The organism is Enterobacter cloacae complex sp. SHL012 (assembly GCF_049237505.1).
In the GTDB taxonomy this organism is placed as follows: domain Bacteria; phylum Pseudomonadota; class Gammaproteobacteria; order Enterobacterales; family Enterobacteriaceae; genus Enterobacter; species Enterobacter kobei.
This window is the reverse complement of sequence record NZ_JBMKIZ010000001.1, coordinates 362,998-376,746: the sequence shown is the minus strand read 5'-3', so window position 1 is coordinate 376,746 and position 13,749 is coordinate 362,998. Positions and strand designations below refer to the sequence as shown.

At 55.3% G+C, this 13,749-nt stretch carries 10 protein-coding genes and 2 pseudogenes; 8 read left to right on the top strand and 4 right to left on the bottom strand.

What is annotated here, in order from left to right; translation table 11 throughout:
* Positions 1-7 precede the first annotated feature (7 nt).
* Both ACOTY9_RS01915 and ACOTY9_RS01910 read right to left on the bottom strand, forming a co-directional pair.
* Positions 8-352 (bottom strand): annotated as a pseudogene (locus tag ACOTY9_RS01915) (BapA/Bap/LapF family prefix-like domain-containing protein); the annotation flags it as partial.
* 121 nt (positions 353-473) lie between these two features.
* Positions 474-1,811 (bottom strand): TolC family outer membrane protein, encoded by a 1,338-nt coding sequence (locus tag ACOTY9_RS01910; RefSeq protein ID WP_045134063.1) that lies wholly within the window; start codon positions 1,809-1,811, stop codon positions 474-476.
* A 737-nt stretch (positions 1,812-2,548) separates the two neighbouring features.
* Between ACOTY9_RS01910 and ACOTY9_RS01905 the strand changes: the two genes are divergently transcribed.
* Positions 2,549-3,292 carry a DeoR/GlpR family DNA-binding transcription regulator gene (locus ACOTY9_RS01905; RefSeq protein ID WP_348565512.1) on the top strand — a complete coding sequence of 248 codons (744 nt, stop codon included), beginning with the start codon at positions 2,549-2,551 and terminating at the stop codon, positions 3,290-3,292.
* Between the two features lie 13 nt (positions 3,293-3,305).
* A complete protein-coding gene (locus ACOTY9_RS01900; protein ID WP_047027370.1) occupies positions 3,306-4,373 on the top strand; it encodes an oxidoreductase in 1,068 nt (355 codons plus the stop codon).
* Positions 4,374-4,463: 90 nt separating this feature from the next.
* On the opposite strand, the gene cybB is transcribed toward ACOTY9_RS01900, so the two are convergent.
* Positions 4,464-4,994, bottom strand: coding sequence for a cytochrome b561 (gene cybB / locus ACOTY9_RS01895; RefSeq protein ID WP_014883764.1), 531 nt, complete (start codon positions 4,992-4,994; stop codon positions 4,464-4,466).
* 190 nt (positions 4,995-5,184) lie between these two features.
* Between cybB and gap the strand changes: the two genes are divergently transcribed.
* Complete coding sequence (gene gap, locus ACOTY9_RS01890; RefSeq protein WP_023330368.1) at positions 5,185-6,186, top strand: type I glyceraldehyde-3-phosphate dehydrogenase; 1,002 nt, start codon at positions 5,185-5,187, stop codon at positions 6,184-6,186.
* Between the two features lie 49 nt (positions 6,187-6,235).
* Here gap and ACOTY9_RS01885 read toward each other — a convergent pair whose 3' ends face one another.
* On the bottom strand, positions 6,236-7,030 hold the full coding sequence (locus ACOTY9_RS01885; RefSeq protein ID WP_348565513.1) for a YdcF family protein: 795 nt from the start codon (positions 7,028-7,030) through the stop codon (positions 6,236-6,238).
* A 327-nt stretch (positions 7,031-7,357) separates the two neighbouring features.
* Between ACOTY9_RS01885 and ACOTY9_RS01880 the strand changes: the two genes are divergently transcribed.
* The 5 genes and pseudogenes from ACOTY9_RS01880 to ACOTY9_RS01860 all read left to right on the top strand — a co-directional run bounded on the left by ACOTY9_RS01880 (position 7,358) and on the right by ACOTY9_RS01860 (position 13,730).
* The gene (locus ACOTY9_RS01880; RefSeq protein WP_421637296.1) at positions 7,358-8,677 is read left to right on the top strand and encodes an MFS transporter; all 1,320 of its coding nucleotides are present in this window, start codon (positions 7,358-7,360) and stop codon (positions 8,675-8,677) included.
* Between the two features lie 157 nt (positions 8,678-8,834).
* Positions 8,835-10,487, top strand: a complete 1,653-nt coding sequence (locus ACOTY9_RS01875; RefSeq protein WP_023337255.1) for an MFS transporter — start codon at positions 8,835-8,837, stop codon at positions 10,485-10,487.
* Positions 10,488-10,509: 22 nt separating this feature from the next.
* The gene (locus tag ACOTY9_RS01870; RefSeq protein WP_023330366.1) at positions 10,510-11,592 is read left to right on the top strand and encodes an HlyD family secretion protein; all 1,083 of its coding nucleotides are present in this window, start codon (positions 10,510-10,512) and stop codon (positions 11,590-11,592) included.
* The gene (locus ACOTY9_RS01865; protein WP_347941579.1) at positions 11,589-12,968 is read left to right on the top strand and encodes an efflux transporter outer membrane subunit; all 1,380 of its coding nucleotides are present in this window, start codon (positions 11,589-11,591) and stop codon (positions 12,966-12,968) included. Before ACOTY9_RS01870 ends, ACOTY9_RS01865 begins: the two co-directional genes overlap by 4 nt.
* A gap of 102 nt (positions 12,969-13,070) precedes the next feature.
* Positions 13,071-13,730: pseudogene (locus ACOTY9_RS01860) on the top strand (O-methyltransferase).
* The last annotated feature ends 19 nt before the right edge of the window (positions 13,731-13,749 follow it).

Genomic DNA, 13,749 nt, shown 5'->3' with positions numbered 1-13,749 from the left:
TAATGGGTGTGGCCTGGGCGGTTAACTCAGTGACAGCAGCGCCAGACGCTTCCCCGGCATCGGCAAAAGAAATATGCGTCAGTTCCTGATGATCGTTGAATACCAGCTCTGACTGATGATGGGTTTCAGGATCTTCGACAAAATAGTTATTACAGCGAATAACGCTGCCATCTTTCATATAAATGAGAAGGTCTTTACCCTGGCGGACATAACGCACCACATCCTGAGCTGAGCCCTGGATTTCAATCACACTCGGCGATGAAATGGATACCGAGAGATTTCCGTCTCCGGTTAATTTCGTTTTTTCTGCCGTTTTGCGAATGATGACATCAACAACCTTTACGTTACTCATATTCTTCTCCTTGCAGGTGTGCGGATTCCTGTGGATATGTCCACCAGATGGATGTAGCTATCCCTGGGAAAAAACACCCATTATTTTCAGTCTTATTTTGCGCAGCTATGCGCGTCTTTTTTTAACTCAAATCGGGTAATTTTGCGGCAGCGTTTTTCTCTATTCCAATAAGCGACATTAAATTATCAACCGCGGAAGCATAATTAATTGCCGAACTCCACCCATCATACTCAGCGATTATTTTTGCCGACGTGGCCTGCCAGACATCCTGCTCAACGCTAAGCAAATCATTAATGCTCCGCTTGCTCAGGGTGTATTCATTTTTATAAACATCACGGGCACGCAGTGCATTTTCCAGCTGCAGCTTACCGGCTTCCATTCTTCCCCGTGCACCGGTCCAGTCAGCCTGCGCAACGGAGGCTTTTTGCAGAACATCGAAGCGCGCCTGATCAACCATAGAAGAGGCCATAGCCCGTGCGCCTTCTGCCTGACGCACACGTGCGGAGACCGCGCCGCCCTGATAAAGCGGTGCATCAATATTGAGCTGGATCTGGTCGTCCCAGTAAGAACGGTTGTCCGACTCATAACGGGTACGCCCCCCCTTCAGGCTTAAGGTCGGCCAGTGCTGGGACTTCGCCGTTTCCACGCCGTACTGGGCCGAACGCTCCCGGTTCTGCGCCGCTAACACCGTGGGTATCAAGGAATAATCAATGCGGTTAAGCGAATCAGGCTCAACGGCGAGGTTCGCAGGCACGGGCGAATAAGCGTCAGCCTGCATCCCGGTTAAGACCGCAAGCCTTGCGCGGGCGCTGTTTAAGGCGGCGTTATACTGCGCGACCGTTGCCTGCATGCCAGCAATACGCGTGCGTGTCTGCAGTTCATCGGAAGTGGAGCTCACCCCTGCATCCGCACGCAGTTTTGCCAGTTGTTCAACATTTTTAAGCGCCTGAACGTTGTCCTGTGCCGCCTGGAGCAGATCGGAATAGCGTTTAACTTCCACGTAGCTGAGTGCCGTTTTCTCCGCCACATCAGAGAGCGTACTCATCAGCTGGTAGCGGTAACTATCGCGCTGGGCGGAAGACTGGCTGATGCTGTTATTGGTTTTCCCGAAATCGTACAGCAGCTGGGTCAGGCTAATCCCCCAGGCCGCAGAATTCTTCAGCGATCCGCTGGAATCGGTGGTCTGGCTATGACCCGTGCTCCCGTTCAACGCGATTTGTGGCATCCAGCCGCTACGCGCTTCATCTATTTGCGCCTGACCAATACCTAATTGCGCGGCCTGCTGACTAATTGAGGGATCGCGATCGATAGCAAAAAGAATACTTTCTTTTAAGGTCGTCTTTGCCACTGCGGCAATCCCTGCCTGGTGACTATTGGCATAAGCCGTATTTATGGCGAATGAAATTAATGCCAGTGCTGTTGTAAATCGGCGTAACATAGGCTTTCGCAATATCGTCATTTTTATCTCCCTGACTCTGAGCCAAACTCAGGCAATTACCCAAAAAGAGGTATAGATAATTAGACAAATATCTTCTTTAGCGTCCTCACTGAATTTCAGGTAAAACTCCCCCATACCCATTTCCATTGGAAGTGAGAAAGTCCGTCGTCTTATTTCAATTAAGAATTTACTTATTTCTTAAACTGATTTGCAGCATAACAAAATGTGGTATAGGCCACTACACCCACAATGTTAATGTGGTGTTACAAATAAGAAAAAAGATGGGGTTTCTGGACAAAACCATAAAAAGGGCATTTCAAATGAAACATATAAACCCTCTGTTATTTAAGGAAAATTCCTAATCTGCTCTCTGTACATTTTTGCGTTAATTTCGAAGAGCGTCAGACACAAAGATTTTCAAAGAAGTGTCAATTTAAGTTATTACCGACCTCGCACCAAAATAAAAATCCATTAAAAAACTAAAGTAAGAGATTAAGCGCCACTATAAATCTTATATACAGAATTTTATTCCATTCAATGGTAGTATAATGGTTACATAACCCAAATCATTAAATAAAACAAAACAATAACACTGTGGTTAACATTCAAAACGGCTTAATGATATCTGCTTAATACAAATGTAATAATCACCTACCGGAATGACTGCACCTCCCGACCGCTTACCCATTCCCCTGCTTCCCTCTGCGCAAAAATGCTGTATTATGCGAATTATTGCGACATTTTGCAGGAGTGCAGCCATGCACAAGACCGCACGTCAACGTTATGTCCTTGATATTTTGAGAGATCAAGGTCAGGCCAGCATTACTGAGCTGGCAGAAAAGCTGCAGGTTTCAGCAGATACCATCCGTCGGGATCTCACCGACCTGGAAAATCAGGGGCTGGCCCAGAAGAACCACGGTGGCGCTATCGCCCTTAATCTTTCCGCCATGAATCGTCAGGGCCGCAACACGCTGCTGCCTGAAACCAAGCAACGCCTGGGGAAACAGGTCGCGCAGGCGGTTCCAGCCGGTTCCACCCTCTTTCTGGATGCCGGCAGCACGGTGATGGCCGTCGCGACCTTTCTTCAGGGGCCTCACACCGTGATCACCACTTCGCTGGACATCGCCCAGCATTTTAGCGACCGGGAAGACATTGATCTGATCCTGCTCGGCGGGAAATGGGACCCGAAACAGCGCCTGTTTGCCGGAAGCGCCACGTTGTCGTTGCTCTCCCGCTATCGGGCAGATATCGCCATTCTTGGGGCGTGCGCCATTCATGCCGAACTCGGTCTGAGTGCCGGTAAAGAGGCCGATGCTGAGGTGAAACGTGCGATGCTCGCCGCAAGCCATGAACACTGGATCGTGGCCGACCATCTGAAAGTTAACCGCTGTGAACCGTATCTGGTTTCAGGGTTATCCGACATTCATCAACTCTTTTTAGATCGTCCCTGGCCTGAGCTTGGGGACCCTGGCGCATTACAGGTCACCGTATGCGCGCAATAACGTGGAGAAGGTCATGAGTAAAGTTCAAACAATCAACATTGCGCTAATCGGGTATGGATTTGTGGGTAAAACCTTCCATGCTCCGCTGATCCAGTCCGTGGACGGGCTTAGGCTGGCGGTGGTCTCTTCCCGTGATGAAGAGAAGGTAAAACGCGATCTTCCGGATGTGCTTGTGGTCGCGACACCGGAAGAGGCTATTCAGCATCCTGATATCGACGTGGTGGTGATTGCCTCGCCTAACGCCACTCACGCCCCGCTGGCTACGCTGGCCCTGAACGCCGGGAAACATGTCGTCGTGGATAAGCCTTTTACCCTCGACATGAAGGAAGCCCGCGACCTGATCGCGCTGGCGGATGAAAAACAGCTCCTGCTCTCTGTTTTTCATAACCGCCGCTGGGACAGCGATTTCCTCGGCATTAAACAGATTATTGCGCAAGGCACTCTCGGCAAGGTCAAGCACCTGGAGTCGCATATTGATCGCTTCCGTCCGGAAGTCCGCGTGCGCTGGCGCGAGCAGAACGTTCCCGGGAGCGGTCTGTGGTTTGACCTGGGGCCGCACCTGATCGACCAGACGCTACAGCTGTTTGGCCTGCCTGAGTCGGTTCAGGGGAATATCGCGACGCTGCGCGAGGGTGCGGAGATCGACGACTGGGCGCATGTGGTTTTAAATTACCCGGCGCACAAGGTTATTCTGCACGCCAGCATGCTGGTCGCTGGCGGGACGACGCGCTTTACCGTTCACGGGGATAAAGGCAGCGTGGTAAAGGCCAGAATCGATCAGCAGGAAGCACAACTGCTTGCAGGAGTGATCCCCGGCAGCGAAACCTGGGGAGAAGACAGCGACAGCATGGTGTTCTTCGGGGCAGACGGTGCAACGCAGACGGTTGTCACGCCGAAAGGCGACCAGCGCCAGTATTACATCCACGTGCGTGATGCGCTGCGCGGGGAAATCCCCCATCCTGTTCACCCTGTCGAGGCGTTAGCGGTCATGGCTGTGCTGGAAGCGGCGGTGAAATCATCAGAGACCGGGACAACGCAGACGCTGGCGTTAACGGCTGAAGAGCGTGCTCTGCTGCGTTAAAAAACAAGCCGGGTGGCGCTGCGCTTACCCGGCCTACGAGTTTGAGCCGTTTGTAGGCCCGTGCAAGCGAAGCGCCGCCGGGCGAAAAGACTACTGACGCTTTTTCGGCATCATGCGCAGCAGCGTATTGTCTTTCCAGAAATAGTGATGCATTAGCGCCGCCGCCGCGTGCAGACCAATCAAGAAATAGCCGAGATTGGCGAGCGTCTCGTGCCACTCCTTCAGCATATCCACCAGATCAAAATTCCCTTCCGCCGCATGCGGCATCAGCAGGCCAAAGGCAAACCAGTCGTTTCCGCGGTTATACATCATCACAATGCCAATCAGCGGCAGCGCAATAAACAGCAGATAAACGATGAGATGCCCAAGGTGCGACATACCGGTGATCATCGCTTTGGGTTTCGGCTGAATAGGCGGTGCGGGATATTTAAGGCGGATGAGCAATCTCGCCACCATCAGCACCAGCACCGAGATCCCGCAGGAGACGTGGATCATGTTTATCACCGGGCGATCGGTACGCGGGAAAAAGCCTCTAAACTCCATCGCGCAGTAGGCGACGACAACTAACAAAAACACCAGCCAGTGAATCGCAATCTGCAGGCTTGAATATTTAGTACGCATGGGATTTCCTGAAAAAAAAACAGTCACCGCGCCAACATAATCTCCTTTCCTTAAAAATTCATTAACTTTTCTGTATGACTTTTCAGTCACTTCCCTGCGGATGAAGTATCTTCAATTGCCGCCCTGTCCGTGATGGTCTAAGCCTGGATGAGTTCAAACTGTCGTATCGACATGTTCACAGGAGAACACAATGAGTAAAATTGGCATTAACGGCTTCGGACGCATTGGACGCCTTGTTCTGCGCCGCCTTCTTGAAACTCAGGACAGTAATACTGTCGTCGCCATCAACGACCTCACCTCCCCGAAAGTACTGGCTTACCTGCTAAGACATGATTCCAACTACGGGGGCTTCCCGTGGAGCGTAGATTTCACTGAAGATGCGCTGATCGTCGACGGTAAGACCATTGCGGTATACGCGGAGAAAGAGGCAAAGCATATTCCATGGAAAACGGCGGGGGTGGATATTGTCGTGGAGTGTACCGGCTTCTACACCTCTGAAGAGAAATCCCGGGCACATCTGGACGCAGGTGCGAAAAAAGTGCTGATTTCGGCACCTGCAGGTGACATGAAAACCATCGTCTATAGCGTGAATGACGACACGATTAACGCCAGTGACACCATTATTTCCGTCGCGTCCTGCACCACCAACTGCCTGGCCCCGCTGGCAAAAGCCCTGCACGATGCGTTTGAAATAAAAGTGGGCACCATGACCACCATCCATGCCTACACCGGCACCCAGGCGCTGGTCGATGGACCGCGCGGGAAAGATCTACGCGCCTCGCGGGCAGCAGCTGAGAACATTATTCCGCACACGACCGGTGCTGCAAAAGCCATCGGCCTGGTGATCCCTGCGCTCAGCGGCAAGCTGAAAGGCCACGCGCAGCGCGTGCCGGTAAAAACCGGCTCCGTCACCGAGCTGGTCGCCATTCTGGGCAAGAAAGTCACCGTTGAGGAGATCAACGCTGCGCTGAAAAAGGCGACACAGGGGAATAAATCGTTCGGGTATACCGATGATGAAATTGTGTCGTCAGACGTGATTGGTTCGCACTACGGTTCGGTATTCGACGCCACACAGACGGAGGTGTCGGAAGCGGGAGACCTGCAACTGGTAAAGGCCGTCGCGTGGTACGACAACGAGTATGGTTTCGTGACGCAGCTGGTGCGTACGCTGGATAAGTTCGCGGCGCTGTGATATTCCCCCCTCACCCTCTCCCCAAAGGGGCGAGGGGATTGCCCCGCGCTCAGATGATTTTACGCGCCACCTTCAGGACCGGATCCTGCTGAAGCTGTTTCCAGGCTTCGGTGACAGCCTCAGGGAATTCGACGTGCGCGATAAAATCCCGTCCGGCCGGGCCATAGCCGTTCTCATCGTCATGCAGACGCGGCAGTTCCCCCATCACCAGCGAAAGGTAACGCTCAACGGCCCACAGCCCTGCGTTACCCTCGCTAAATACCACGCCGTTTTTGCCGTTTTGCAGTATTGGCGTCATTCCCGGGTGGCTAATCCACTGCGGAGAAACGGGCTCATCGCGGCAAACGCGGGCGAATGTCGCCATCGTACGGCGCTGCATCGTCGGATCCTGCACCACCAGCATTCGTCCGCTTGTTCGCTGGTGCTGTTTCAGCATGTTCCAGCTAAATCGGGCGTTTTCTCCGCAGTTAGTGGAGCGATCTTCAACCCACAGGCGCGACTCGGGGATCTGCCAGAACTCCCGCGCAATGTCGGCAAGAATGCTTGCTTCCGCCCGCCCGGACACCGGCAGTGGGTGATAACGGGGGTGGTGACGGATCGCATCATACAAAAACGTTGTCGAGTGGCCGATACCGCCGCTAATCAGCAGCGGAACCTGCTTTTCTGCGGCAATTCGGCAGGCTGCTTCAATGGTCGTGATCACCGCGTTTCCTGCCAGAATCACCGCGTCAACATCCGGGGTTTGAGACGCGCCGCGGAGATCGTCCTGCGCCAGCCATTCACCGACAGTATTGATGGCCGTAAGCGTAGCGTCCGGCAGGACGGGGAAATGGGGCTGAACCATGGTGAACTCCTCACGTTGTTGAATCACCGAATTTATCATTTTTCTGAAATAACCAGAAACATCCAAAAATCATCGGGTTGCACCTGCCTATTATGCTTTTGATTTTCAGCCCTACAAAACATTGTATTGTACAGGCGTCATGAAAAAGCACCCAACGCTGCTTATTTCACCGTGATCTGACCAGTTTTATCCCCCCTGCGCTTGCTAAATACAACATCCAACCCTAAGTTGCTTAACAATTTGATAACCTTTTTCATCATCACAGGTTGCACCTGAAGCGCGCCAGGTGACACCTCTTACATCATCAACGTGGCGAGGTTTCAGGTCATGACAGAACATGAAAGTACGACGACGGTATTACGAAAAAATAAGAAGGTATTAATCGCCAGCCTAACCGGGAGCGCCATTGAATGGTTTGACTATTTTCTCTACGGTACGGCGGCCGCGCTGGTCTTTAATAAGATCTTCTTCCCGATGGTCGATCCGGTGATCGGACTCATTCTCTCTTATCTCTCCTTCTCCTTAACCTTTTTTATTCGCCCCATTGGCGGGGTGCTTTTCGCGCATATCGGTGACCGTATCGGACGTAAAAAGACCCTTGTCCTGACCCTCTCGTTGATGGGCGGTGCAACCGTCATGATTGGTCTGCTGCCGACGTATGAGATGATTGGCATGTGGGCTCCCGCGCTGCTGATCCTGATGCGTATCATTCAGGGGATGGGCATCGGCGGTGAATGGGGCGGCGCGCTGTTGCTGGCCTATGAATACGCGCCAGAAAAACGCAAAGGGTTCTTCGGCAGCATTCCGCAGGCGGGCGTGACCATCGGCATGCTGATGGCGACCTTTATTGTTTCGCTGATGACCCTGTTCAGTGAAGAGGATTTTCTCTCCTGGGGCTGGCGGATCCCGTTCCTGCTGAGTTCGGTACTGGTATTGCTCGGCCTGTGGATCCGAAAAGATATTGATGAAACGCCTGATTTTCAAAAAGTGAAAGCGTCTGGTCAGGTAGCGAAAGCCCCACTCCGCGATACGCTGAAGCATCACTGGCGCGAAGTGCTGATTGCCGCCGGGCTGAAGGTCGTGGAAACCGCCCCATTCTATATTTTCTCAACCTTCGTGGTGAGCTATGCCACCACCACGCTCACCTATCAGAAATCACAGGCGCTGGAAGCCGTGACGCTGGGAGCCCTGGTCGCCACGATCATGATCCCATTAATGGGGTTGCTCTCGGATAAAATTGGCCGGCAGCGCATGTATGCCACGACCGTCTTCATACTCGGTTTGTTTATCGTGCCATGGTTTATGCTGCTCAATACGGGCACGACGTGGGGCATTGTGCTCGCGACGGTCATCGCCTTTGGCGTGTTGTGGGCTCCGGTAACGGCGGTACTCGGCACACTCTGCTCTGAGATCTTCAGCGCAAACGTACGCTACACCGGTATTACGCTCGGTTATCAGTTAGGTGCCGCGCTGGCAGGCGGTACCGCCCCGCTGATTGCCACTGGACTGCTGGCAAAATACGACGGCGATTGGGTGCCCGTGGCCTGGTATCTGGTCGTGACGGTTGCTATCTCACTGATTGCCATTTTCTGCGCCAGCCGCGTGAAACGAACGCCCGCGGTCCAGGCACAACCTGACCAGATCTGAACGTTCGGCGGCCCTTCCCGGGCCGCTCTTTTTGTTCAAGCGCCCTCTCAACATTTGATTAACATGCGTAAATCATATTCACTTGAATTATCATTTGCGGCAGACGTAGAATCGCCAGTCGACACATTTTTCCATTATTTCTAAGGTAAACAACGTTATGCGCCTGCCCGAACGCGATCCTTATGCTCCTCGCGAGTGGCAGCCACATGAGAAACCCGCTCTGCTGGGGTCGCCTTCCACACCCGAACACAGCACGCCCAAACGGATTGCCTACGGCGTCGTGGGCCTGCTGGTGTGCCTGACGGGGGCGCTGGGTAATGCGGTGGTAACCGCCAATCTGCAAAACCTGCAGGGCACCTTCGGCGCCTGGTCAACGGAGATCGCCTGGCTGCCCGCGGTCTATGTGATGACCAACATCTCTATCAACCTGCTGCTGGTCAAATTCCGCCAGCAGTACGGTCTGCGCGCCTTCACCGAAGGGTTTCTGGTGCTGTATGTGCTGGTCACCTTTTTCCATCTGTTTGTTAACGATCTCAGCTCAGCGCTAATGGTGCGCGCCGCGCACGGGATGGTGGCCGCCGCGCTCAGCTCGCTGGGGATTTACTACCAGATCCAGGCCTGGCCGGCGAAACATCGCCTGAAGGCGCTGACCATCGGCATTACCGGCTCGTCACTCGCCATTCCGCTGGCGCGACTGTTTTCGACTGAACTGCTGCAGCTGGACGAGTGGCGCGGATTGTATTTCTTTGAACTGGGGCTGGCGCTCATCTCCCTGGCCTGCGTGATCGCGCTAAAGCTGCCGCCGGGCGACCGACGCAAGGTCTTTGAGAAGAAAGACTTTGTCACCTTCTTTCTGCTGGCGCCGGGCATGGCCTTGCTGTGCGCGGTGCTGTCGCTCGGACGTCTGGACTGGTGGTTTGAAGCGCCGTGGATCGGCTGGTCGCTGGCGTTATCGCTGGTGCTGATTGTGTCCGCCATTGTCTTTGAACATAACCGCACTAACCCACTGCTGAATACCCGCTGGCTGTCGAGCGGCAGCATCGTCCGTCTGGGACTGATTATGCTGCTGATCCGCATCGTGCTGGCGGAGCAAAATACCGGGGTGATTGGCTGGTTACAGTATGTGGGATTACAGAATGAGCAGATGACCCATCTGGCGTGGTCCATTTTCGCCGGGATCGTCTGCGGGATCGTCACCAGCTGTCTCACCATCAAGCCCACAAAACTGGCGTGGCCGATTATCACCTCCCTGGCGCTGATGATCATTGCCTCGCTGCTGGACAGCCAGTCCAATAACCTGACCCGCCCGGACCAGCTGATGGTCAGCCAGTTCCTGCTGGGCTTCGGCAGCGCCTTCTTCCTCGCCCCGGCCATGCTGGCCGCCATTGGCGGAGTGATCGCCGACCCGCGTAATCTGGTCAGCTTCTCGGTCATGTTTGGCATGAGCCAGAACCTCGGCGGTCTGCTCGGGTCGGCGATCCTCGGTACTTTCCAGACCTGGCGTGAGAAGTACCACTCCAGCCTGCTGGCAGACCAGCTCACCACGCTCAACCCGCTGGTCAACGAGCGCATTCAGCTTTATACCCAGATGTATAAAAGCCTGATCGGCGACAGTTCGCTGTTGGGGACTCAGGCAATTACCCAACTACAAAGCGTCACCGCCCTTGAGGCAAACATTCTGGCTTACAACGATACTTATCTTCTTACGGCAAGCATCGCTGCCGCCACGCTGGTCTGGATTTTATGGCGCTTGCTGCGTCTGCGCATCACTGCCCGTATGGCGCTGAAGAACGCCACCGGCAACAAATAATTGAAAGAGTTCTGGAGAATTTATGAGTCAGCAGGATGCCGCCAAAGAGCAGGCCAACACCCGCAAAAATGTGCGCATTGTTTCCGTTTTCACCGCCGCTGCCATCGGTCTTGTCGGCGTGCTGGTGATCCTTTACGCCTGGCAGTTACCGCCCTTTACCCGGCACGTGCAGTTTACCGACAACGCCTACGTGCGGGGGCAAACGACGTTTATCAGCCCGCAGGTGAATGGCTATATCACAGAGGTGAAGGTTCAGGACTTTGTGCAGGTCAAAAAAGGCGATCTGCTGCTGCAGATTGATGACCGCATCTACCGTCAGCGGGTGCATCAGGCCGAGGCGCAGCTGGCGATGAAAATTGCCGCCCTGAATAATAACCTGCAGCAGCGTAAAAGCGCCGAAGCGACGATTGCCAAAAATGAAGCCGCGCTGAAAAATGCCCGCGCCCAGAGCCTGAAAACCCAGGCGGATTTGAAGCGCGTGAAGGATCTGACGGCGGATGGGTCACTTTCCGTTCGCGAACGCGATGCCGCCCTGGCAAGCGCGGCTCAGGGCAGCGCCGATATCGACCAGGCGAAAGCAACGCTTGAGATGTCGCGTCAGGATCTGCAGACGGTGATTGTCAATCGCGGGGCGCTGGAGGCGGACGTTGAGAACGCCAAAGCGGCGCTGGAGCTGGCTCAGATCGATCTGCAAAACACCCGCATTGTGGCCCCGCGTGATGGCCAGCTGGGGCAGATTGCCGTGCGTCTCGGGGCGTATGTGACCGCCGGGACCCATCTCACCACCCTTGTGCCACCCCAGCACTGGGTTATTGCCAATATCAAAGAGACCCAGCTCGCGGAGTTGCGCGTCGGTCAGCCGGTGAAATTCACCGTCGATGCCCTGAACGACAAAGCGTATCAGGGCCGCGTGGAGAGCATCTCTCCCGCAACCGGCGTGGAATTCAGTGCGATCACGCCGGATAACGCCACCGGTAACTTTGTCAAAATTGCCCAGCGAATTCCGGTGCGCATTGAGGTACTCGGTAAGCCAGAGGAATCCGCCCTGCTGCGTCCGGGCATGTCGGTGCAGGTAACAATTGATACGCGGGAGGCGAAACCATGATCCTGCGTCCGATAGCCGGACTGGTCGTGGCGGTAATGCTGGCCGGATGCCAGTCCGTCGACGTCAAACCGGCGCAGCCCACGCTGCACATTCCTGCGCAATGGCGGGCCACCTCGGGGCCAGCCAGCCCGACGGAACAGCTCTGGTGGCGTAACTTTCATGACAACCACCTGAACCGCTATGTGGGCCAGGCACTTAAGAATAACAGTGACGTGCTGATCGCCCGCGAACGGATAAACGAGTATCAGGCGCGGGTCTTTGCGGCCGACGGCAGCCTGTTTCCCTCGCTTGACGCGGGCGTCACGGGGACGCGCGCCCGTTCGCAATCCGCTGCGACCGGGTTGCCCGTCTACGGTACGGTGTACAGAGGCAGCCTGACGGCGAGCTACGACGTTGATATCTGGGGCGTCAACCGCAGCACGGCGAATGCCGCTCAGGCGTCGCTGGAGGCGCAAAAAGCCGCCGCTGCCGCCGCGGATTTGACCGTCGCCTCGTCCGTGGCTTCCGGGTACGTCACCCTGCTCTCACTTGACGAACAGCTGCGCGTGACCGAAGCCACGCTGAAGTCCCGCGAAGAGGCGTTTAACCTCGCGAAACGTCAGTTTGAAACCGGCTACAGTTCGCGCCTGGAGCTGATGCAGTCTGACTCCGAATTACGTTCAACGCGGGCGCAGGTGCCCGTGTTACAGCATCAGATTGCGCAACAGGAAAATGCGCTTAGCCTGCTGCTGGGAAGCAATCCCGGCGCGGTAGCGCGCAGCGAAAGCTTTGCGGCGCTGACGCCGCTGAAGCTGCCGTCGCAGCTGCCTTCCACGCTTCTGAACCGTCGGCCGGATATCGTTCAGGCTGAACGCCAGCTGGTGGCGGCGGATGCCTCCCTTGCCGCGTCGCGCGCCAGCCTGCTGCCATCGATCAACCTGACCGCCACCGGATCGATTCAGGATCGCACCCTTTCTGGCCTGCTGGACAATCCGCTTCAGCTCTGGAGCGCCGGGGGCAGTATTCTTGCCCCGCTGCTGAACCGCCAGGCGCTGAATGCGCAGGTGGATATTTCCCAGTCTCAGCGTAACCAGGCGCTGTACGCCTATGAAAAAACCGTGCGTAACGCGTTTGCGGAAGTGAACAACAGCCTTGATGCCATTACGCGCTATCAGGAACAGCTGACGGAGCTACTCGCCCAGCAGGCTGTGGCGCAGGAGACGCTGCGCATTGCGCAGAATCGCTATCGCAACGGCTATTCTTCCTATCTGGACGTGCTGGACGCGCAGCGCACGCTGTTCTCGGTCCAGACCAGCGTCGTGCAGGTGAAAAATAACCTGCTGCTGGCGCAGATTGATTTATACAGGGCGCTGGGCGGCGGCTGGGGCAGTGCCTGAAATCCTGTCCGGTGGCGCTGCGCTTACCGGGCCTACATTTCGCACCCGTAGGCCGGGTAAGGCGTAGCCGCCACCCGGCAATCCTTCCCAAGGAGTCAATCTATGCAACAACAGTGGTCTGCAGTAGATAATTTCATGATTTCTTCGCTGATCCCTGACGATGACGTACTGAGTCAGGTACTGGAAAACAACAAGCGCGCCGGGCTGCCCGAGCACGACGTGGCGGCCAATCAGGGGCAGCTGCTGGCGCTGTTCGTGCGCATGACGCAGGCAAGACGCATTCTCGAGATCGGGACGCTGGGTGCCTATAGCTCAATCTAGATGGCGCGCGCCCTGCCGCCGGACGGAAAGCTGATCACGCTGGAGGCCGACCCGAGTCATGCCGACGTTGCGCGTAAGAATATTCACCTCGCGGGGCTGAACGATCGCATTGAACTGATTGAAGGCCCGGCGCTGAGCTCGCTCGAAAATTTTGGTGACGTTCCGCCGTTCGACCTGATCTTTATTGATGCCGATAAGCCGAACAATCCCGGCTATCTGGAGTGGGCGTTGCACTATTCCCGTCCCGGTACGGTAATTATCGGCGATAACGTGGTTCGCGAGGGTGAAGTCGTTAACGGGCAAAGCGACGACGCGCGCGTGCAGGGCGTGCGGCGTTTTATCGAGATGACTGGAGATAACCCGCGCTTAACCGCCACCGCGTTGCAAACGGTGGGAGTTAAGGGATGGGATGGGTTTACGCTGGCGATTGTGAACGGGTGAAAATTGTGCTGGCTGATGC